Origin of the sequence: Candidatus Nitronauta litoralis (assembly GCA_015698285.1) — a bacterium.
In the GTDB taxonomy this organism is placed as follows: domain Bacteria; phylum Nitrospinota; class Nitrospinia; order Nitrospinales; family Nitrospinaceae; genus Nitronauta; species Nitronauta litoralis.
Genome location: CP048685.1, coordinates 1152835 through 1175029 on the forward strand (window position 1 = coordinate 1152835; position 22195 = coordinate 1175029).

14 protein-coding genes and 1 tRNA gene are annotated in these 22195 nt (G+C 48.8%); 12 read left to right on the forward strand and 3 right to left on the reverse strand.

Annotation, left to right across the window (positions count from 1 at the left end; translation table 11 throughout):
- Window positions 1-2 precede the first annotated feature (2 nt).
- The 4 genes from G3M70_05210 (at window position 3) to G3M70_05225 (ending at window position 11915) form a co-directional block, all read left to right on the forward strand.
- On the forward strand, window positions 3-1550 hold the full coding sequence (locus tag G3M70_05210; protein ID QPJ61321.1) for a hypothetical protein: 1548 nt from the start codon (window positions 3-5) through the stop codon (window positions 1548-1550).
- Window positions 1547-4840 (forward strand): hypothetical protein, encoded by a 3294-nt coding sequence (locus G3M70_05215; GenBank protein QPJ61322.1) that lies wholly within the window; start codon window positions 1547-1549, stop codon window positions 4838-4840. The genes G3M70_05210 and G3M70_05215 overlap by 4 nt, the downstream gene beginning before the upstream one ends.
- Window positions 4837-10965 carry a hypothetical protein gene (locus G3M70_05220; GenBank protein QPJ61323.1) on the forward strand — a complete coding sequence of 2043 codons (6129 nt, stop codon included), beginning with the start codon at window positions 4837-4839 and terminating at the stop codon, window positions 10963-10965. The genes G3M70_05215 and G3M70_05220 overlap by 4 nt, the downstream gene beginning before the upstream one ends.
- 83 nt (window positions 10966-11048) lie before the next feature.
- Entirely contained in the window at window positions 11049-11915 is an 867-nt protein-coding gene (locus G3M70_05225; protein QPJ61324.1) for a YHYH protein, read from the forward strand.
- A gap of 41 nt (window positions 11916-11956) precedes the next feature.
- On the opposite strand, the gene G3M70_05230 is transcribed toward G3M70_05225, so the two are convergent.
- Both G3M70_05230 and G3M70_05235 read right to left on the reverse strand, forming a co-directional pair.
- Entirely contained in the window at window positions 11957-13267 is a 1311-nt protein-coding gene (locus tag G3M70_05230) for a carbohydrate porin (protein ID QPJ61325.1), read from the reverse strand.
- A 48-nt stretch (window positions 13268-13315) separates the two neighbouring features.
- Complete coding sequence (locus tag G3M70_05235) at window positions 13316-13825, reverse strand: hypothetical protein (GenBank protein ID QPJ61326.1); 510 nt, start codon at window positions 13823-13825, stop codon at window positions 13316-13318.
- Between the two features lie 715 nt (window positions 13826-14540).
- Between G3M70_05235 and G3M70_05240 the strand changes: the two genes are divergently transcribed.
- The 8 genes from G3M70_05240 to pheS all read left to right on the forward strand — a co-directional run bounded on the left by G3M70_05240 (window position 14541) and on the right by pheS (window position 19482).
- Window positions 14541-14771, forward strand: a complete 231-nt coding sequence (locus G3M70_05240; GenBank protein QPJ61327.1) for a hypothetical protein — start codon at window positions 14541-14543, stop codon at window positions 14769-14771.
- Between the two features lie 264 nt (window positions 14772-15035).
- A tRNA-Val gene (locus G3M70_05245) sits at window positions 15036-15107 on the forward strand.
- A gap of 183 nt (window positions 15108-15290) precedes the next feature.
- On the forward strand, window positions 15291-17057 hold the full coding sequence (thrS, locus tag G3M70_05250) for a threonine--tRNA ligase (GenBank protein ID QPJ61328.1): 1767 nt from the start codon (window positions 15291-15293) through the stop codon (window positions 17055-17057).
- 76 nt (window positions 17058-17133) lie between these two features.
- Window positions 17134-17685: a translation initiation factor IF-3 gene (gene infC, locus G3M70_05255; GenBank protein QPJ63716.1), complete on the forward strand. Its 552-nt coding sequence runs from the start codon at window positions 17134-17136 to the stop codon at window positions 17683-17685.
- 55 nt (window positions 17686-17740) lie between these two features.
- Entirely contained in the window at window positions 17741-17935 is a 195-nt protein-coding gene (rpmI, locus tag G3M70_05260) for a 50S ribosomal protein L35 (protein QPJ61329.1), read from the forward strand.
- An 18-nt stretch (window positions 17936-17953) separates the two neighbouring features.
- Window positions 17954-18316 carry a 50S ribosomal protein L20 gene (gene rplT / locus G3M70_05265; GenBank protein QPJ61330.1) on the forward strand — a complete coding sequence of 121 codons (363 nt, stop codon included), beginning with the start codon at window positions 17954-17956 and terminating at the stop codon, window positions 18314-18316.
- 37 nt (window positions 18317-18353) lie between these two features.
- On the forward strand, window positions 18354-18512 hold the full coding sequence (locus G3M70_05270) for a hypothetical protein (GenBank protein QPJ61331.1): 159 nt from the start codon (window positions 18354-18356) through the stop codon (window positions 18510-18512).
- Window positions 18475-19482: a phenylalanine--tRNA ligase subunit alpha gene (gene pheS / locus G3M70_05275; GenBank protein QPJ61332.1), complete on the forward strand. Its 1008-nt coding sequence runs from the start codon at window positions 18475-18477 to the stop codon at window positions 19480-19482. The genes G3M70_05270 and pheS overlap by 38 nt, the downstream gene beginning before the upstream one ends.
- A 138-nt stretch (window positions 19483-19620) precedes the next feature.
- On the opposite strand, the gene G3M70_05280 is transcribed toward pheS, so the two are convergent.
- Window positions 19621-21981, reverse strand: coding sequence for a methyl-accepting chemotaxis protein (locus G3M70_05280; GenBank protein ID QPJ61333.1), 2361 nt, complete (start codon window positions 21979-21981; stop codon window positions 19621-19623).
- Window positions 21982-22195 lie beyond the last annotated feature (214 nt).

Here is a 22195-nt window from a genome sequence, read left to right on the forward strand (position 1 = left end):
CTATGGCTTCCATCGCATCGCCTGAACTACAAAATAATATCCAGGAAATGCAGACAGGGATTGGATTGCAGGGTGCCATTCTCGCTTACGGTCAGGCATTTAAAGTGGACTCATCCGGCTTTCAGTTGAATGTCAATTGGCCCAACATTGAAGGGGCCACTTCTGTGGAACTGGAAAGTGCCAGTCTCACTTTGTCTCCGGACCATAAACATCTGGGTCCTTCGCTGGGTTCGTTCCCTGGAAATTCTGAATCAACTGAATTAGACATCACCCTGACTTCGTCAAGACTCATCCGGTCCATCAAACTGAACGATTTTAAGATAGAAATAGACGGAGAGTTTACCCGTGTTAGAAATCAAAACGAGCTCGGAGCTTTCAGAATAGCAGTGGCTCTGTGGGAAGGCGACCGCTTCGGGGCTCCGGTTGTGAGCGTGCCTCCGACATCAACTCGCGGCGCGATTCCTCCTCTTTTAACTGGAGGTTCTTTCAGCAATTCTGTTTTGTATTTACCCGATCTGCAAACCACCCAAATCCGATTGATGGTGGTTGAAAATGGAGTTCCGGAAGAGTTCACTCCTATCCGGTTTTCTACTTCATCAGCAGTTTTAAGGGCTGCTCCCTATCCTTCTGATATGGAGCTCCTGAATTTTGAAAGCGCTCCTGTGTGGGGCCTGCCCGGTCCCTTTAAAGATGCTTCTTCAATTGATTTAAAACAGGCGGTCACGCAGGGGTTGGATAAAGCGCTTGAAACCGGGTCGCCTTTATCAACACACGTCACAATAAAGTCATCTGAAGAAGGACACCTTTACCATTTCGGTTTGAATACCAAAGGGCAGGTTCTTCGAAAGTTTGAGGAAAAAGTAAAACTTTCGCTTGAAGGTGGAGGCAAGATGCTGGCTCTGCCCGATCCGGTTCTGGCATCCACCTCCCCTTATAAAGTAACCGCAGACGTGACGCTTAAACACAAAGGCATGCGTCTCCACCCCCTATCAGACACCCTCCCCGATACTCTCGGGTTTTTTCAGGGACCCATCGTGGGAGTTGATCCTGTAATTCGAGAATGGCCGCGGGAAGCGTTCCTGGATGAAACCCTCAAACGGATCGGTTTGTTTGGACATGCTCCTGAAGAAACGGAACTTTCAATCCGGCTTATGGCCATTTCAGAAGGCGGGGGAGTGACCCCTTTAAATGATGGATGGGGTTCTGCCATTGTCAATCCCAATAACGGACAATCCGGTTTGGTCTGGATAGACCTTCCCGATTACGGTCCCATCGACCAGGCGGTGGCGTTGGAGGTTAAATCCACCAGGGGACGTTTTTACTGGGTTGAAAACGGTGCGCCTGTCACACGGATCGCTGTTGCCCATTCGCCACAACCCGGAGACAAAGTTGACATCGGATCCACTCCTGTTGAGTTCACGGGTATGGAAACCCAAATTCTGAAAATGACTTTGGATTCCGGTTCATTTCAATCCGGTCCTCCATTAATTAATTCCGACCAGTTTACTGACATCGTCCTGACGAATCTAACCTTGAGGTATCAGGCATGAGTTTGATCAGTGACCTGAAAGGACTTGACCTGTCCGCAATTGTGAATGCCAAGGGCAGTGTCAAGGTTGCTGTCAATACGCCCGACCTCCAGAAAATATTGAATGAGGGTGCGGTCACTTCAATGATGGGGTCTCTGGGAGGAACCATCTCCTCGCTGCAAACTTCACTGGATGTTAAACCCGAAGATATGATCCAGCCCCTGACCAAAGCCATTGAAGAGCTGGCGGGGCAGGTCAAGGTCACAGACATTCCGATTGCTGATTTGTTAAAGGCAGTTGCAGATGGTGCAGAAATCCTGGCCGGACTGATAGGGGGTCTAAACGGGGATCTAAACGAAATTAATGTTCCAGGGAATGCAACCCTCGGAAAGGTATTTGAAAAAGCCGGCGGACCCATCGGTGATTACGCCATGAAAGCCGTCGAAAACATGAGCAGTTACCGCGCCATCGTCAATGTAGTGGAATCGGGGGTTCCCAAGGATGTGTCAGCGCTTTCCGAGCTCGGCATCAAAATCCTGTTACCAGTTCCCAAAGAGGCACTCGAACAGGTGCACGGTCAAATTGGAATCGTCCTCGGTGGTCTCCAGGATTTCAGTATTCCCACGGCGCGCGTCAATGGAATCTTGCAAATACTGGCGCAGGTGAGAGTCGCAGCAAATGCGGGTGATGCTGCATCGGTTCAGGCAGCTTTAAATGAATTGCAGACTGTTCGTCAATCTACCATCCAACAGATCGGAAGTGATCTGAGAACGATGGTGCAAAAACTGGAATCCCTCCAGATTGAAGAAAAATTAAAAACGGTGGCATCGGCTACTGCTGTGTTCCAGAACCTGAAACCCGGTGCAATTGATGAACTGGAAACCTGGCGGAAAATGATTGCAGAGATTAGAGCCCAGGTAGATACGGTTGATGCACAGCAAGGCATTGCTCAGCTCAGCGCCATGCTGGATACGGTTGAGGCCGAAGCCCTGAAAAGAATCGGTGGTTTGTTCGACGAACAAGCTTTGAAACTCGAAAACTGGGTCCGGGGTCTCCTCCGCGAAATTCCTTTACGTAAGTATCGCAACCTGATCACCAGCCAGATACTTATGGTTGCAGAAAAAATTAACGACGCCAAGCTGGATCAGGTTTCAAAAAGCATCCGTGGGGGAATTGACGAGCTCACAGAAATTATTGAGAAACTCGATTTACAGGCTTTGGTGGGGACTGCCACCGGTGAAGTTGAGAATACGATCAAGACCGCACTGGACAGCCTGGAATCTGCGCTCGGTGACATCACCACCCGAATCAATCAAATCGCTGACCAGGTCAATGCAATTCTTGGGCAGGCGATTGCGGGTTTAAGGGATTTCCGTGAGGCCATTGATGCGGCGCAGGCCCTGCTGGCTGAAGCCAATATTGAAGGTGCCAAACAGGAAGTTATCGAAACTCTGGAAGAGTTTCGAAAGGAAGCGGAAAAGCTGCTGTCCAGTGTACCCATCCCCGAAGAGATGCGACCGGTTATCGACCAGTTGATTGAATCGGTTGAGTCCGTTGATGTCCAGAAAGCCATTGGCGATCCTTTAAAAGCCGTTGCGGAGCAGTTAAAACTTCCCGAAGAAATAGGAGATACCGTTACCGATGGCTTGGATACCATTGCAGAAGTGGTGTCCTCAGTAATTCCGAAACAGGTTGGTGAGGAACTCACCAAAGAAATCGACAAACTGTTTCAGGAACTGAATAACATAGATATCTCCGGTGTAACCTCCGGGGTTTCTGCTCAACTGGATAACATCGCTTCTCTTTTAGAAAAAATTGATCCGGTTGAAATGGTGGAACCCGCCTCTGAGGTTTTTGACAAAATCCTGGGACAGCTGGACCGGATTCATCCCCGAATTTTATTAAAACCGGTGATTGACGCGTATGACAAAATTTTAGGAAGCATCCCCATTCCTGATGCAGAAACCATCAACAGTCGGGTGGGAAAAATCACTTCCACTGCAGGTGAGACAGCCGCCCGCGCTGCAGCTGAACCCATGAAGCAACTTGCCGGTAAAGATGCTTCATTGCCTCCAAGGATGGATGGGGACCAGGAACCTCCTGCTTCAAGCGACAACCAGGGGCTTCCGCCTGGATTTGAAAAAGTTAAGCCGGGTGATGTGATCCGCATGATGGGTTACCTTCCTGCAAAACTGAAAGAAGCGCTTAGCGAATTGGAAGCCGGCCCGGCAAACGATGTCTTTACAAAATTGCAGGAGTTGTGCAAGGGGCTTGCTGAAAATATTCGCAAGGTTCAAGGTGCGGTTATTGAAATCGATCACCAAATCGAATCGGCACTCGACGATGTCCTGGTGCAATTGACTCATGAACAGCTGGAAACCCAACTGGCCTTGAAAGCGGGATTTTCTGCATCAGCCGGTGGATCAAGTTTTGATCTCAATGCTTCGGTCGCTGTTGTGGGTACTGTCGGCCCGGGTTCTTTACGCGAAGAACTGGCCGCCGAACTTGAACTCATTAGAAATTGTTCGAAGAAAACCTCGCGCGTTCTTTCCGGAGGTGTCGCCAATCAACTGGAAACTATTGCCACAAACCTGGAATCCTGTGCCCTGACCAATATCGGCGGTGATCTCCAGACCCTGCTCGACTCCCTGGACCCGGAACCCATTGCCGCTGAACTGGATGGTCTGGTTCTGGACATTGTCAAAAAAACAATGAGCACCATTGGCTCTGTTGAATCTGAAGTAAAAAGTTTGTTTGCGCGTTTGGAAACTCTCATTAAAACATTCAATCCGGGAGCCCAGGCTCATAAATACCTGAAGGTACTCAATGTATTAAGGGAAGAACTGGATTTACTGAACCCCAGCCGCCTCGCGGATGAACTGGGAGAAGTTCACGCTGCGATTCGCGCGTCCCTGAATGCCTACCACCCCAGAGAATTTGCCCGCGAATTTTCTGAACTTCTGGTGGCAACAGCTTTACAGGTTCGTTCGCTGGATCCAGCAGGATTTATGCCCGACCTTTCCGGTATTCAAGCTCAGATCAACCGGGTCCCGGGATTATTACCACTGGATGCCTTGAACTCCGTGGGCACTTCGCTTGAAACTGTTGGCAATGAACTTCGCGAAATTGATGTTCACGCCATGATTGAAACCATCAATGGTCTGGCCCCTGCGGTCAGCGATGCGGTAACGGATGCAATCGAGGCTTTACAAACGGAAATAGAAAAACTGCTTAAATCCATTCAATACGCCAGCCAGTCGGGTGGTGCCAGCGCCAGCATAAGTGTCAGCGCCAGTGTGGGGACGGGATGACTACATTAATCAAATCCGGTTTAAAAGAAAAATTTTTCCTGATCCCGGGAACCGACCAGGTCCTGGTCTACCAGAATGATGTAGAAACAGATCAACTCCAGGCCATCGTCGGGGAAGGACGGGTTTACTGGGAACGAGATAAAAACAACTCGATATTGTTTGATGAAGGCCGGTTGGAACTCACTGAGAACCGCATTGAAAATGGTTTTGTCCGGGTTTATTCCGGAGATCCTGGTGGTTGGAAAGAGTACTACCTGCTGGATGAAAAAAAACGCCCGGTGTTTGTGGACGGTGTCGACATCATTCGCGACCGTTCCGAACGGGTTGTTGCCTGTATAGACCGTGATGAAAAGCTGGCACCAAAACCTCATGAATGGTTTTACACCTATCAGTCCAAAGGTCTGGTTTCAGTAGAAGGCCCTGAAATCCGCAGGCAGATTGCGCTGGACGATCGGGGGCGAGTTCTGGGTTGGCGAGGTGATGGATTCTCTCATGAATTTTCCTATGATCCCCTTGGGGCAAGAGAGGATGTCAAACCTCTCTCCTCGCAAACATTTCACCGGGATACTCTGGGTCGAATCTGGACAGTAAAAGACCAGCAGGGAAAAATAAAAACAATCTTCCTTTGGGAGGGTTACCGGTGCTTCGCGCGAATTGACGGCCCCATCGGCGATCCTGTAAGCGCGATCTTTTCACTGGACCCCACGGCGACACCGATTCGCGTCATTACCCAAAATGAAATAACCCGGATCCCCCGCGATGCCTTTGGGGAAGGTCTCCTCGATTTTGATGGAGTTCCCGGTTTATTTGGATCGCTGACCCACAATGGACTGGCCTACCTGCCCTGGAGAGTGTTGGATCCCAGGGTCGGGGCATTCTGCTCACCCGATCCCTATGATGGCAGCGAAGCCGATCCCCGCCGGGGACGCGATGGCGAATGGGCAGGCCCTCTTCCGGTAGAGCCAGACGGGGATAACCGTTATTACACTGTCTGCCGTCACGATCCGGTTGGCCGCGCCGATCCTTCTGGTGCCATTTCTGCCGGGTTGGTTATCAGTGATTTAACCTGGTCTTTACAAAATAATATTCTGACTTTCTTTGGACTCGACTGGACGATTAACTTTCTCGCCAGTTTGTTTACAGCTTTTCAGGTTGGAGAGTTTGGTAGCTCCGAGGGATTAAAGGCCAGTGATCGTATGGGAGCCTTCGCCTTAAGGCGGGACGGGGTTCTGGTCAATTCCGGCACACACGCTGATACGGGATTGAGAGATTCGCGTGCCTTCACAACCCAGCACATTGTGTGGGCGACGGCCAATGATTTTATCCTCCTGGAAAGAGGCCGGGTAATCGATCCAAAAGAACGGTTTGAACCCACTCTCTATGGAACCCTTTTACTTGCTGAACCAAAACCGGAAGATGATGACGACAAAAGAGTAGCCACTCCATTTGTCCTTGTTGGTGGAGGGGGAACGGGTGCTGCTTTGGACTGGAGCCGTTATGGTGGACCTGCTGAATCGGTGGCACCGGGATCCCTTGTTCCAAAGTTCCCAAGTGGCGGATTTCATTTTAATGTTTCCAACGATCAGGTTTACCGCAGTAATATCGATTGCCCTTTAACAGAGCTGGTCCCGGGCTCCGATGTTGCACTTGGAACCCTGCAAAGCAGAGCCGTGATCAACCTGCCCACTTCAGGGGGAGCACCTGCCGCGGGAGACCTGGTCCTGTTAACCGATTCGCAAAATGATATGGTGCTGACCAAGGTCGCTTCTTCCACAATTGATGCGGGTCGGAGATTAATACGGCTTGACGATGATGCACCTTCGATCGGACCTCAAAACGTCACCTTAAGAAAGGTCAATCCAAATCCGGCTACTTCAGAATCCCTCTCCGCAGAATCAGCTGTGTCAAACGCCTTCACTTCAATCGGGGCAACCCACCCCTATGTTCAAAATGATCTGCTGAGTTTTAAAGACGATGGGACAGGGGACATTACCGTTGCCAGGGTAGAAAAACTGGAAGCCAGGGTTCCGCTGGATCGTGCTGTCCCCAACAGCTTTACTTCTCCAATTCAGATTTCAACCACTTCAATTAACCCTGCCACCCTGAATCCAAAGAGGACGGGCAACGATACTTTGGAATTTGCCGCAGGCAAGGCACCGGCAGTGGGCAGCCTGGGTCTTGTGAGTGGAAATAGCCAGAATATACCGGTACGCATTACAAGCGCTCCATCCGCTGACACGGTTCAGGTAGACACCGATATATCAGGTGCCAGTGCAGTGAATGACCCGGTAGATTTCAAGGAAGTGACAGCATTAAATCCTATCGGCCAAAGAAACGACTCTGCTGAAGGGGCCACGCAAATCACATACACCCCTTCCGGTTCAGGCCAGGCACCGGATGGCAGTTCATCTACAACAGTCCTTCGTTTCGATTCCGGAGGAGGTGTTGCGGTCAGACTCGTGACCGGTGCTCCCAATTATGATGCGGTTGTTGTGGACCGGGCGATCACGGGTCCCGGTCCCTGGACCATTGAACGATACACAAACGATTCGGGATCCAGTGATATTTCCGGTCTCACTATAACCCAGGCTGCATCCCTGGTGGCGCGTCCCTCCAATATTGTCGATAACGCTTCCGCCTTAAGGCTGCAACTGGTCAGCCATTCCGGAACACCTCCGATATTGACTGCAAGTGCCAGCCTTTACACCAATGAAAATATTAACGGGAACAAGCTAACGGTCTCTGCTCCTCCATCTGGTACAGGGAGGCACCCTGCAAATCCGGGTCCGGGAGAAGTGGTGTTAGCGACTGATGCTAACGGCAGTAAACCCTTGCTGGTACATAAGGTCCGTATCACTCCAACCTTTGACCGAAACCTCGATGTAAATGAAAAAGATTTAAAAGCAGTTCGGCTGGGGACAAGTGGGTTTGTATGGACGGCAACCCGTGTAGCAAATGATATTGTAACCCTTGGAACTCAGGTTGCCGGTGTGGATATGCAGTTTCCCCGTTTCCAGACAGGTGAATTGGTCCTTGTGAACTGGACGGACTCAGGATCCCAAAGCAGCGAGTACCGAATTTCAAAAGTCCAGGGCCTGACTTTGACCCTCGAAGGTGGAACAGCTGTGATTACAGCAGCCGCCAGTGCAATAACGGTTCAGCGCCTTATCCCAATCGATCCGGACACAGGAGATTCCCTGCTGGCCCGTGAAGGAACCCGGGTAGGCGCCAGCCCATCCAATCAAATTACATTTTCTGTCTGGCAGCCCAATGCCTTTCCCAATACCCGGACAGTGGGAATTATAAGCGGGGATAAAACCTTCCCTGCAGTAGTTACAAACACCAACCAGGATTGTGAAATCACATTCAGTACCAACCCGGGAATGACCAATCCAGTCGACATTGGTTCGCTAAATCCAACAGCAACCGGGTTTGCTACACGATTTGTCCGTGAAGGAGACACTTTACTTGTAACGGATGACACCACGGGATTATCGACCGGAGCGAATCAGGAATTACTGGTCACACCCTTCGTAACTTCCGATGTTGCAGCAAAATCCGCACGGCTTCATCCGGGTTCTTTATTGGTACCTGTGGATGAAAGTACCGAAATTGATCGTCGCCAATCTCTTATCGACCATGAACTGGCACACACAATTCAGTATTCCAAATGGGGACCTCTCTGGTTTTGTTTTTTCCCCACATTCATTCTGGAACTGGGCCTTGAACTGGGCACGGACACCGACCTTCCGAATTATTCCGAGTTTCAGCCAGGCACTATTAAAGCCGAAGGAAATACCTATACATTGAAATTTACCGGAGGAAGCCTTTCTATTTCCAAAAATGATGTTGTCCAACTGGTTCAAGGTGGAAGCACGAAAACGGCGAAGGTGGATGAAGTCAATAACGGTGAATTTCTCCTCAAGCCGGAAAAGGGACAGTCGCCACTTCCAACAGGAAATATTCAGGTAAGAAAAAGAAACCAGAACCTTGCCGCCGATGTTTTCATGAATATTTTCCAGACCACCACCCATGGGGGCCTGACCAACATTACGGCCGGGAGTTTGTGGTCGAGTGTGGTCTGGTTAATCTCCAAAGGAGTCTACGGGTTACACAGGGCCAGGGTTGGAACAGGAGAGCTTTATCCAGCTACGGTAAAAACAGATGGAACGGAACTTGAACTCACCGACGACAAGGGCAAGCAGGAAGTCAAGGCCGGTCGGGTGTCTATCAAAAGCGAAAACAACGTAGTTGTCCGGAACGCGACAAAAGAAGGGGATGTACTGAAGCTCGACCAAAAGGTGACCTTCACAGGTACCGTGAATGTGGCGAACTACTCCACACATGATCCCGGTTCTGCTTTCGACTGGTTTGACTATTATGCAGCGAATGTGATCACCAAGGATAATCCGTACGTCGTGAAACTGAGTCGACCCAACGCAACCAATATGAAGGCGGGCATCCGTGACCGCGTCGAAATCAAATACAGGGACCAGTCATTCCGCACCAATGTCGTATCAGTCGATGGGGATGACATCGGGTTGGAAGAACCAATTCCCGTTTCAAATTCTGAATTGAGCTTGAGAATTGGAAAGGTAGGAACACGCGACCCCATGGGCAATGCGGACTCCATCGTGATGGAATCTCTCGGATTAGGGTGGATGCGATGGATTTTCGATCCCTGGGGACAGATTCAGGTACAGGCCCAGCCCAAAGATACCTGGTTGAGTGTTTTCCTGCATGCCGTTCGATATGTCATGGGAACTCAAAACTGGAGTGTTCTGGCCCCTCCATTTCTTGGGTACGTATTCTGGTTCCGATTGTTCCGGGAAAGTGAGTCACACCTGACCGCAGTTGAGCAGGAAGCTTCAGAAGAAAGCGGTGACCTGTACAGTCCGTTAGGCCGTTTGTACGGTCAGCGAAGAAAAACGGGAGCCTACGGACACTACAATATGGTGGTGGGAGATGTGGCCCGCTATTTTTACTGGCCGCACAGCAGTGAAGATAATTTTGTGACACTGACGAATCAGTCTTCTCCAGGCGTCCATGTGGACAAGGATGAAATAAGGGTCATTCCTTTTCCCGATGGTAGCGGAACCAGTGGAGAACCTAACGGAACCCTTCAGGTGGATCCTGGCGAAACCAATCCTGCTTTAGGATTGTCCAACCTGTTTGTCGATAATAACGCCACCAACCCAAATCAACTTGTCGGGTCAGTTACGGGGCCTACCAGTATGGAATTCAGTGAAAGAGGCTTGATACCAACTGCAGCGACCACACAAAGGCATCTGGGAGGCTACGCAGCATTTACTCGCCCGGGTGATTACCGAGTCACCACCCGCAATGGAATAACAGGAGGTCAGAGAGGAAGGGAAGCCCACGAGGATGAATCACAAAACCTGTTTTTTGATATTACAGTTGTCGATGTCACTGTCAAGGTCAACGGGATTGAAGTGAGCGAAGGCGCGACCATTGATCTGGTGCAGACCCAACAGGCCACGGTTACCGTTGATGTGCCAGCCGATGAGCGGGCTGGAAGCCCACGTCAATTCAGAACCACTCTTCTCCGGCCTGAAGACGGTACGGTACTGAGGCAGGCCAACAACCGGGTCCTTTCAGCCCAGGACAACAACGGAAGCGAGAGGGTGGAGGTCAGCCGGTTCTATGATTTTGATGAAGATAAAGCTTCTTATACGGATGAAAGTTTTTCAAGGTTTGGTGTTCACCTTGGAGGAGACATCCACATTACCGTAAGGCAGTTTGTAGCCAATGTGGTGGACACCCTTCCCCTGCGCGGAGACTCCAACCCGACTTCATCAGCAGCTACCGACTTGAAACAGGGCGAAAAAGGATTCCTGTTTATTCCAACTACAGTTGTGGACCCTCCTGAGTTAAAACAGTTCGATGGCCGGGCCCCCAACAACTCCGATCCCAAGATCACCATTTCACCTATCGCTTCCCCTTCCGATACCATCAAGGAGTTTATTGGAAATCAGGGCGCAGCCTTTGAAGTTTCCTTTGAAGCTACTCCGGCTGTATCGGCTTCAACTCCCGTCGTTTTAGAAACAAAAGTAGGGAGTGGAACAACGGCCACACTGACTTGCAGTTTTAATCTGGTCCCTTAATATATAGGAAAAGCCGCAGAAAAATTTCTGCGACCGGAAAACCTGGCGACCCGACTCCAACCTCTTTTCATGATGACAGTTCCATGCGTGTTGGTGCCTTGATAAAAAAAACCATTTTAGTATTTTTTGCGGCCGCGTTTCTGAACCTTTTCACTTGGGGAACTGTGACGGCGCAGGATCTGTGGTTCTCCAACCCTAAGGTGAAGGTGCAGGTTTCAGGTGAATTTTATTCCGTGCAATCGGATGGGATGCCCGACCACAAATGGCAACAGGTCAATCCCAACACCCCGACTCCGCAGAACATACGCGTGCTGATTCCGCGTAATCCTGTAAAGGCTGCACAGACGACCCCGGTACCTTCACGAGGCCCAATCGCGATTGCCATCAATGGTGTTGTGTTTTTCGGACCGGAAGACGCACATGGAAAACTTGCCATAGAAAACCACGGACTGGATTCGTGTCAGGGGCATCCGGCTCCAACCGGGATGTACCACTATCATTCGACACCGGCCTGCGTCTATCACGACAAACGCGATCAGCATTCCCCGGTCATCGGTTACGCGTTTGATGGCTTCAAAATTTACGGACTACTGGGAGACCATGGGTTGCCGCCCCGGGATCTGGATTCCTGCAACGGACACGAAGACGCCGAGCGCGGGTACCACTATCACACAACCCGGGACTTTCCTTACGTGCTGGGATGTTACCGTGGAACCGCGACGGTAACTGGTAAGAATCGAGGTGGCAAAGAAATGGGACGAGAGCGGATGAGGCCTGGTCCGGGACGAGGCGGGGACCGGATGCGGCAGGCCTGCGATGCCGATCGGCGTCGGTATTGCCCCAACATGCCGCCCAGTCGCGAGATGCACGAATGCATGCGCCGCAACCGGCACAATTTTTCAAGTACCTGCCAGGAGGCGATGCGCCAGCACCGCCCTCCTCCACGTTAAGGTAATTGTCGATTGTTATAGGAAAAAATTTGCCTGGTGAATTAAAATATAAGGCCGAAATTAAATCCCAGGTAGAGGGTGTGATCCAGGTCCGGGTTGGAACCGGGGTTGAAAAAATATTGAAGGGTGGGTTGCAGCGTCAGACCGGGGATAACCCATATTTGATGAGTGCCTTCCACAACCATTTCGATATCATCCACCCCTTCCCCGGCATTACGTTGTCCGGTTTTATAGGCGTTTGAATTGTGAGCGAGGGAGATACCCAGGCCGGTGGTATCTTTATCGCGGCTTGGTATTAAACCCGTATAAACCAGTCCCCCCGTAAACGTATAATCAAACCTTGCCGTATTCTCATCCGCCCGGCCAAAGCGCAGCAGACCTTTAAGCCCGTTACCAGGGTTGGTGGGTTCAGTCCACAACAACCAGTCGATGAACCCGTACAAGCTGAAAGTTCCATTGTGGATCACGGGATTGCCTGCAGGTGTCATGGCAGCCAGGTCCATAACGTCTGTGCTGTAAACCAGGGAACCGACGCCAATTTTATTTATGAATCCCCCTTCACTGATTTTTTCAAATCCCACTTCACCGGCAACCTGAACTCCGTCACCTGAATCCAGACGAAGACGGGTTCCTGTCGTGTCGCCCACCACACCGGGCACACCATCCAGCACAGCCGCCTGAGCATACCAACCGGTGCCAGACTTATATGCCATGCGAACACCAAGCGTTGCATTTGGAAAAATTGCCGGACCCGCCACCCCGGTTTCAGATAAATCGAGCCCGGTACCAAAGGCACCGTTGATGAACAGGTTTGCAGATTCTTTGAAATCAAACTCGGTGTCGATCGAATAAATTCCGGCTTTCAAACTGACATGCTCGTGGAACAAAAATGTTTCAATCCACGCTTGAAAGAACTGAAAAGTGTCCCCGGCTTCAAGAGAGCTGACCGTTTGGGCGGTTCCAAGATTGGCTGATGGATTGGTGCCGTGCGTTCCAACAAATGCGACCAGGATTCGCGTGTCGTCCAGACCAACAGCGCGATCCAGATCAATATGAAAATCCAGATCGACCAGTCCTGCGTATTCCACCTGCTCGCGCATTCCACCAACGGGATCGTAGAACGTTTCACCAAAATATTCGATTTCCGGGGCAAACCCTAGAGCCCAGATTTTACTGCGGTAACCGTTCCAGTTTCCCGTCAACGTGTCTTCTTTAAAATATTGTTCAGAGAATTCATACTCTTCCCGCAGATGATGCGGAAACCCCTTCGAATACCCTCCGAAAATAAAAAGAAAGATCAGTGGCAGACAGACACAGATAAAATTTACTTTTCGAAGCAAAACGATGGCCATATAAACCTTCCAGAAACAATACGATACAAGGCGTCCTCCATTTCCTTTTTACAGTACGTTTTTGCGTTTATACACAAGCTTCACGGCCATTTTCTTTTTTCCATCCTCAAAGTTGATCCAGTCCCGGGTCATTTGTTCCGGTCCATTCAATTCAATTGCAAACGAATGCATGTGAGAGTCCTTCACCACATCCAAATCCGGATTTGAAACGAGATCCATTTCGATGCGGTTGCCCCGATTCTTTTTAATCACCATTTTGGGCTGATTGTATTCCGCGCAGGAATGCACCATAGTCAACTGCTTTTTCGAATCGTCCTGATAGATAGTAATCATTCCATGGGGATGGCCTTCGAAAATAGTTTCTACAATTGCGCTACCACCTGAGGTCAGTCGATAATTCGTGTTAAACACTTCCGGTCCCTTTCCCTTATCGATCATCCCTTTCCAGTCACCCACCAGGGATTTCATTTGCTCGAAGGCTTTGGAGCCCACATAAGGTTTTGGGTGATGCCCGTTTTCAGCAAAAGCGGATCCGATAAAAAAAGTAATAATAGACACGCCAACATCCAGGTTTTCAGTTTTATTTGGAAAACCTCCCTTATATTTTTATAACATTGCAATGAATGATTGAGTGGTCGAAATAGTACGTGGAAAAGATTGCCACGACCCGAAGAATATGGAGAAAATATTGTAACGGAACTTGAAGAAAAAGCGCCCTTTATAAGGGAGAGCTTTGCATAACCTGAAAATCAAAAGCTAAGGCGAGATTATTCGCGAAGTTTACCCTGAGCTAAGTCGAAGGACTCAGAATGACAGTTCCTTGATTCAATGTGTCACATTCAAGAAGGCGAATAGCGGTTCTTGAACAGGAGGCCTTGTCCTTTTCCTGTCGAAGTACGACCTCCTTTGTGTTTTCAATCAAAAATTACTTTCGCAAAGGTCTCTATATAAGGGACAAACATGAGATGCTTCCGGCCCGCCATGCATTCAAAAAACATTGAACTTGGCATGATTAAAGCAATTGCCGCCCTCATGAAAAATATTTAATCCAAATTTTACATATTCTTCATTGCAACCTGCAATTTAATTTGGATAAACTCGAGACTGTTACTCTTCACATGGATGGTTTCATCTAAACAACCGCCATTATTCTAATGAGCCTTTTCAGGCAAACTTTTCTGCCAGGGGACTTGTCCCCAAGAAGCTTGCCAGATTGCAGGGCTCAAATCCAGGCCTTCGGGCACTAACCATTTTTTTCTGGGGGAACAAAATTATGAAATACACATTGATCGCTGGAACTTTTCTGCTCGCTGGTCTCGTCGCTTTTATGCCTGCACAGGCAAACGATGGCCCTGATGGCGCAAAAGGTGGCAAAGGCAAACTCCGTGACCGCGTAGTTCAGCTCGAAAAAGAAGTCCTCGATCTTCATTTTAAGGTTGGGCAAATCTTGCCGGTTGTGAACCGTCTGGAAATCGAAGTCAAACAGTTGCAAGCCAAAAAATAATTGCCTGGCGAAGCTGTTTAGCAATAAAGGTTTACGTTTTAAATAAAACATCAGGGGAAGGGGCATAGGCTCCTTCCCCTTTTTGCTTATCCCGTGATTTTCCTCTACCAAAGGCCCGGGGTATTCAATTTTGCCGAGGCTCACCGCCATTTAAGGCAAAACCCCTAAACCTTTGAATTGAATAGTATTTTTTGTGAAACTCACGTCCCATTTAGCCTTGACAAACCTCCTCAATTACATAGAATGCTTGTTTACCGTGATCACAGGCGCGTAGCTCAGGGGTAGAGTACTTGCTTGACATGCAAGGGGTCGGCGGTTCGAAACCGCCCGCGCCTATTCCCAAGGATCCCCAGGGACATTCCACGTCAAAACCCAGACCCGGCCGATATTAAAAGGCTGTGGGCTTTGTTGGGATTTTCTTTTACGGTACTCAAATAATAAAGCATCAGGTTATCGGGTACGTTTTCCGATACCTTTTTATTTTATTAAAGCCATAAACCTGCAATTCAAATTTTTCTGATGAACAGCGAAGCGGAGCAAAAACAACCACCCGAATACGACCTTGAAACTCTTCGGCACAGTTGCGCCCATTTGATGGCGCAGGCTGTCAAACAGCTGTACCCGGAAACAAAGGTCACCATCGGACCTGTGATCCAGGACGGATTCTATTACGATTTTTTCCGCGAGACCCCTTTCGTACCCGAAGATCTGAAAAAGATCGAGAAGCGCATGAAGGAAATTGCGAAAAAGGGGCTGGAAGTCAAGCGAGTCGAGCTCGATCGTGATGAAGCAATCAATTTGTTCAAATCGATGAATGAACACTTTAAAGTGGAAATCATTCAGGGTATCAACTCCACCGATCCTATCACCGCCTACACTCAGGGCGAGTTCACCGACCTGTGCCGTGGGCCACATGTGGACAGCACTAAACGGTTGAAAGCCTTCAAATTGCTTTCCACCTCGTCCGCTTATTGGCGCGGGGACGAAAAAAATCCAGTGCTGCAGCGAATCTACGGAACCTGCTGGCCCACCAAGGAAGAACTCAAATCTTACCTTGAACGGCTGGAAGAAGCGAAGAAACGCGACCATCGGAAGCTTGGCAAGGAACTCGACCTGTTCACCATGTCTGAAGATATTGGACCGGGATTGATCCTTTGGCACCCGAAGGGATCTCGTGTGCGCTATGAAATGGAAGAATTCTGGCGGCGCGAGCACTATAAGAACGGCTATGAACTGGTCTACACTCCACACGCAGCGAAAGTGGACTTATGGAAAACCAGCGGCCACATGGAATTTTATTCCGAGAATATTTTTTCGCCAATGGATGTTGAAGGGCAGGAGTATGTGATGAAACCAATGAACTGCCCGTTCCATATCCAGATCTATAAGAGCCATCTACGAAGCTACCGCGACCTCCCTCTGCGATGGGCGGAGCTTGGCACCGTTTACCGTTACGAGCGGTCAGGCGTGTTGCACGGTTTACTACGGGTTCGTGGCTTCACCCAGGACGATGCGCATCTGTTCTGCCGGGAAGACCAGATCGAAAATGAAATCCTGCGTGTACTCCGTTTCATCCTGTTCATTTTGCGTTCGTTCGGGTTCCTCGAGTACAAGGTCTATCTCAGCACGCGCCCTGAAAAATCAGTGGGTTCGGACCAAGCTTGGGAAACAGCCACTGGCGCACTTGAAGGAGCATTGAACAAATCCGGGCTCGAGTATGAAGTTGATGCCGGGGAAGGTGTGTTTTACGGTCCCAAAATCGACATCAAGATTCGAGACAGTCTGCACCGTTACTGGCAGGTTTCCACGATCCAGGTTGATTTCAACCTGCCGGACCGGTTTGAAATGTCTTATATAGGAGAGGATGGCAAAGCTCATCGACCCATCATGATCCATCGGGCGTTGATGGGGTCAATCGAGCGGTTTTTCGGTTGTCTGGTCGAGCATTATGCCGGAGCGTTCCCGCTGTGGCTGGCGCCGGTACAGGTGATTCTGCTCCCAATCACGGATCAGCACTTCCCATATACCGAGGAAGTGTACGAAAAGCTGCTTTCTGCCGGAATTCGGGTAGAAAAAGACTTGCGAAATGAGAAGATTGGGTTCAAAATCAGGGAGGCCCAAATCAGTAAAATCCCATATATGCTTGTTCTTGGCGATCAGGAAGCACAATCTGCCAAAATAGCAGTTCGGCGTCGCCGGTCACAGGAGACGCAAACTATGGATATCGAGGCCTTTTTATCTCAATTGAATACCGAGATCGAAGAGAAAACGATCGACGTTAGTTGAGGTAATCCTGTATTTAATAATAAAGAATATTTGAGGAGGGTTTTGTATTAAGCCGCAAAAGCAACGCGTGAACAACATGATTCGCGTGCGAGAAGTTGAAGTGATCACAGATGATGGGGAACGGTTGGGTACGTTTCCCACAGCAGAAGCTTTGGAAATGGCCAGCGATCGGGATATGGATCTGGTGGAAGTGTCCCCCAACTCCAATCCGCCGGTCTGCAAAATCATGGACTTTGGCAAGTTCAAGTACAAGCAGAGCAAAAAAGCGCACGAAGCCAAAAAAAACCAGCGCATCATCCATGTCAAGGAAATCAAATTCCGACCGAATACCGATCAGCACGATTATGATTTTAAGCTGAAGAACATCCTCAAGTTTCTGGATGCAGGGGACAAGGTCAAGGTCGTTATATTTTTCCGCGGCCGCGAAATCGTGCACCGTCAAAATGGTGAAAGGATTTTGCAGCGGGTGGTCGAAGCCACTGAAGAACATGGTGTCGTGGAGCAGACTTCTAAACAGGAAGGCCGGACCCTGACGATGATCCTTGCTCCCAAAGGCAAGGACCGAAAAGGGAAACCTGCAAAAAAACCGGAAAAGCAGGACACGGCAGGAAAAGAAGTGTCGGAGTGAATCTCCGCTTCAAATTTTATAGTCAAACAGGACGCAACAGACCGGAGTTTATTCAATGCCTAAGATGAAAACCAACAAGGGTGCGGCCAAGCGTTTTAAAAAGCTTGGGAGTGGAAAGATCAAAGCTCATTCTGCCTACACCAGCCATATCCTGACTTCAAAAACCACCAAACGCAAACGCAATCTGAGGAAAGGCAAGGTACTCACAGGAGCCGACGCCAAACGAGCCCAGGTGCTCTTGCCAAATTAAGTTGAGGAGAACTTAGTAATGCCACGTGCTACAAATGGAACCGTCTCGAGACAACGCCGCAAAAAAATCCTGCGTATGGCCAAGGGCTACCGCAGTGCGCGGAGCCGCGCTTACAGAAAGGCCCGGGAAGCTGTCGAACACGGTTTGTCCTATGCTTATCGTGACCGTCGCGTCCGCAAAAGGGAATTCCGCCGGTTGTGGATCGCCCGCATCAATGCTGCTGTCCGGGCCGAAGGAATGACCTACAGCCAGTTCATGAATGGTTTGAAAAAAGCTGAAGTCGAACTGGACCGCAAGGTACTCTCTGATCTTGCCATTCGTGATTTGGAGTCCTTCAAGTCACTTATTGAAACTGCCCGATCCCAGCTCAGCGCCGCCTAGTTCCGCTGCGGCTGGTCGGTCGGTGGGGGCCGACCGGATGAAAGATCCCAATTTCCAAGCCATCGCAAAAAAATATTTCCCTTTGGCAATTATTGTTCCCTGCCTATCTGGTTGTACTACCGCCCGCGGCATGCGCCTCATTTTAAAAAGGCGAATTGATGACCGACCCTATCCTGAACATCCGCAAGCTTTTTGACAAACAACTGGGTGCCCTTGTCCGGGAGGATCAGCTGCGTCAACTCAAAGCTGATTTCATCGGTAAAAAAGGCCGTGTAACCCTGTTGATGAAAGAACTGAAATCTCTCCCTTCCAACGAAAGGAAGGAAGCAGGTAAAAACCTCAACGAAGTAAAAACATATATTGAGGCCGCTCTCCAGGAAAAAAACCATCAATTAAAATCCGCCACAGCAAACGATAAAAATAGCGCCTTTGACTTTACGTTACCTGGAAGAAAAAACGGTACCGGGCATTCTCACCCGGTCACCCAGGTGATGGAAGAAATCATCAGTATTTTTAACGGCATGGGATTCAATGTTGAAGAAGGGCCTCAAATCGAAAGTGATTATTATAATTTTGAAGCGTTGAACATCCCGAAAGACCATCCGGCCCGGGACATGCAGGACACCTTTTATATTGGCGGCAAGGTTTTACGCACCCACACCTCACCTGTGCAAATCCATGTCATGGAACGCCAACCACCGCCGTTGCGAATTATTGCACCCGGTAAAGTTTATCGATGCGACTCCGATGTTTCCCACACACCCATGTTTCACCAGATTGAGGGGTTGATGGTCGACCGCGATGTCAGATTCAGCGACTTGAAGGGTGTGATCGAAATATTTTTAAAGGAAGTATTTGGAGCGAATGTAAAGGTCCGTTTCCGACCCAGCTTTTTCCCGTTCACGTGCCCCAGCGCAGAAGTGGATATTCAATGCGCCATGTGTTCAGGCAAGGGTTGCAGGTCCTGCAGTCAGACCGGCTGGCTCGAAATACTGGGAGCTGGAATGGTCGACCCGGCGGTGTTTGGATTTGTTGATTACGATCCAGAAGAGTGGTCCGGGTTTGCTTTTGGTTTGGGAATTGAACGCATCGCCATGCTCAAGTTTGGAATCAACGACATTCGCCTTTATTTCGAAAACGATATCCGCTTCCTGCAACAGTTCTGATCATCTTTCGGCTCTGGCCTGGCCCACTGACAGACCAACCAGGGGAAAATGGTCTCACGGTAACCCCAATTTGCCATGCCTCTAATAAAAAAGGCCCTGGAGCCAAGCTCCGGGGCCTAGATGTTTTTTCGTTTTTTCCTAAAGCTTGAATCTGCTGACGATCTGTTGCATGGAGGCTGCCATACGAGCCAACTCGGAAGCAGCAGACTGGGTATCTGCCGCTCCAGAACTCGTATTTCTAGCAGCCTCTGAGACCCCTGAAATATTCGAAACGATTTCTCTTGTCCCCTCTGCGGCCTCATTAACACTGCGTGCCATTTCATTGGTGGTTGCTGTCTGTTCTTCAACGGCGCTTGCAATCGTATTTGAGATATCGCTGATCTGTGAAATGACCTGCGTTATCTCGCTCATGGCATCCACTGCATTGTTTGTGTTGTTCTGGATATCCAGAATTTTCTGACCAATATCCTCGGTAGCTTTGGCAGTCTGGTTCGCAAGCTCCTTAACCTCATTAGCCACAACGGCGAAACCCTTACCCGCCTCGCCGGCCCGAGCAGCTTCAATGGTGGCATTCAGCGCGAGGAGATTGGTCTGCTCTGCAATCGAGGTGATCACCTTGATCACTTTCCCGATTTCCTGACTGCTCTCCCCCAGAGTCGAGATAGTCTTATTGGTTTCATCTACAGTTTTTACCGCCATTTGGGTAACTTGTGCTGCTTCCGTTGCATTTTTGGATATCTGGATAATGCTGGTACTCATTTCCTCGGAACCTGTCGCAACGGTTTCCACGTTTTTGCTGACCTGCTCTGAAGCAGAAGACACCACACCAGCCTGCGCATTGGTTTCCTCAGCATTACCTGCCATTTGCTGACTTGTAGAGGTTAATTCCTCAGAAGCTCCGGCAAGTGAATGGGCATTTTCTCCAATTTCTGAAATAGAAGTCCGGAGATCTGCAATCAGTTTGCGCAGGCCTTCTGCCATTTGCCCAATAGCCCCATTCCCTTGAATGGTCAACTCATGGGTGAGATTGCCCTGGGATGCCGCATTCACGGTTTCGAGAATGGTATCGACATCTTCCTGCAATTTTTCAGCCTGTTCACGCTCACGCTCTGCAAGTTCCAGCCTTTCTTTTGCCTGCCCTGTCATGACAATAAGTTTTTCTTCAAACTCACCCTTTAAGTTAAACCTGGTCTGTTCGGACAATTCTCCTCTTAAAATTTCATCAGAACGTTTCATGAAGGTGGTCACTCCATCGAACAACTGGTTAAAAGACGTCGCCAGAGTGCCCAGCTCATCATTACGATCAAGATTAATCTTATTGACCGATTTAAAATCTCCGTTGGAAAAGGTTTGTAATCCCTTACTTAAAGCAAGGATGGGTTCTGTTATTTTAGCGGCATTAAAAACACCAAACCCCAGGATGAGAAATGCAAAGATCACTGAACAAATCAAAAGTTTGTTTTCAATGGATATAATGGGTGCATTGATTACTTCATCCGGAATACGAACCAAAACGGACCAGTTCATACCCGGAAAACCCAAAGCCCCGGTATGATGCGCATAACCTGCAGCCTGGGTCATCTTCTTTCTGGCATGTTCCGCATATTCAAATCCGGACTTGTTTTCGCGAACCGCTGTAGCTGCAGCAGCCACTCCAATTTCCACAAGGTTCAACTTTTGCCAGATATTAAAATCATGTTTGATCTCGTTTTCGGATCCAATACCAAATGTTGGGTCGTGGTCAATTATGACGCGACCTTTGCCATCTAAAAGAGTCAATTCAACCTGAGGAAAACCCTTACTTTTAAGGTTTTTGTAAAACTCCGTAAAGATTTCTTCAACAAGTGAAAACTTTGCATAATTGTGCCAGATCGCAATGGTTTGTCCGTCGGCATCTTTTACCGGTGCAGCAAACCCGATAGTCATCCCATTATCACCGTTATAAATATTTTTTACATCTTCGTTGATATGAAGCGGCACAATGACGGTCCCGGATAACGCAGCTTCACCACCAAGATTTCCCTTCTGACTGGTGTAATATTTCTCAGCCATCACACTTTTAAACCAACTTTCTGAAGAAAAGTTTTTTTCCATTAAATAGCCGGAATTTATTCCACTGCCGTCCTGGTCTTTGGAATTGACAGCAATGACCTTCCCTTCAAGATCAACCAGAACCGTTAGAAAATAAATATCGTAGGTGTCTACATAATTGTTCATTGCAGCCACGATAGGGCTGTCGACCTGGTACCAGAAAGAATGATCACGTAATATGGAGTTCAAACCAAATGCCTGGACATCTCCATAGCGTTCAAACAAATTTCGATCGATTTTGTCCGTTACACCTTCTGCCATATTTTGTAGAGAGGAGGCATTCAGTTTCCTTATATCTTTAAAGGAAACCTGATTCAGGATCATGACCGCGATCAGTGGCACAAAACCTACCAATAAAAACAGGATTGTTTGTTTAACTTTCAAATTAATATTGTTCCAAGCAGCCATGACCACCCCTTTAAAGTGAATATTTTTTCATTGACTCGGGTTTTGAAAACCTCCAACCCCGAAACCTATGCCCCTCCAAATCGCCCGAACAAAAATTCAGGGCTACCTATAATTAAGCAATTTTCATTCCTTTTTTCCGCCCTGTAATTTTTTTATAAGCCATTGAAAAGATAGAGACTAGTATTTTTTAAGATTCCTTAGGGTAAGGAAAATC

What these genes read in the sequence shown, in the direction of transcription:
- G3M70_05210 (QPJ61321.1), top strand. Translation starts at nt 3, where the DNA reads ATGGCTTCCATCGCATCGCCTGAACTACAAAATAATATCCAGGAAATG.
- G3M70_05215 (QPJ61322.1), top strand. Translation starts at nt 1,547, where the DNA reads ATGAGTTTGATCAGTGACCTGAAAGGACTTGACCTGTCCGCAATTGTG.
- G3M70_05220 (QPJ61323.1), top strand. Translation starts at nt 4,837, where the DNA reads ATGACTACATTAATCAAATCCGGTTTAAAAGAAAAATTTTTCCTGATC.
- G3M70_05225 (QPJ61324.1), top strand. Translation starts at nt 11,049, where the DNA reads ATGCGTGTTGGTGCCTTGATAAAAAAAACCATTTTAGTATTTTTTGCG.
- G3M70_05230 (QPJ61325.1), bottom strand. Translation starts at nt 13,267, where the DNA reads ATGGCCATCGTTTTGCTTCGAAAAGTAAATTTTATCTGTGTCTGTCTG.
- G3M70_05240 (QPJ61327.1), top strand. Translation starts at nt 14,541, where the DNA reads ATGAAATACACATTGATCGCTGGAACTTTTCTGCTCGCTGGTCTCGTC.
- thrS (QPJ61328.1), top strand. Translation starts at nt 15,291, where the DNA reads ATGAACAGCGAAGCGGAGCAAAAACAACCACCCGAATACGACCTTGAA.
- infC (QPJ63716.1), top strand. Translation starts at nt 17,134, where the DNA reads ATGATTCGCGTGCGAGAAGTTGAAGTGATCACAGATGATGGGGAACGG.
- rpmI (QPJ61329.1), top strand. Translation starts at nt 17,741, where the DNA reads ATGCCTAAGATGAAAACCAACAAGGGTGCGGCCAAGCGTTTTAAAAAG.
- rplT (QPJ61330.1), top strand. Translation starts at nt 17,954, where the DNA reads ATGCCACGTGCTACAAATGGAACCGTCTCGAGACAACGCCGCAAAAAA.
- G3M70_05270 (QPJ61331.1), top strand. Translation starts at nt 18,354, where the DNA reads ATGAAAGATCCCAATTTCCAAGCCATCGCAAAAAAATATTTCCCTTTG.
- pheS (QPJ61332.1), top strand. Translation starts at nt 18,475, where the DNA reads ATGACCGACCCTATCCTGAACATCCGCAAGCTTTTTGACAAACAACTG.
- G3M70_05280 (QPJ61333.1), bottom strand. Translation starts at nt 21,981, where the DNA reads ATGGCTGCTTGGAACAATATTAATTTGAAAGTTAAACAAACAATCCTG.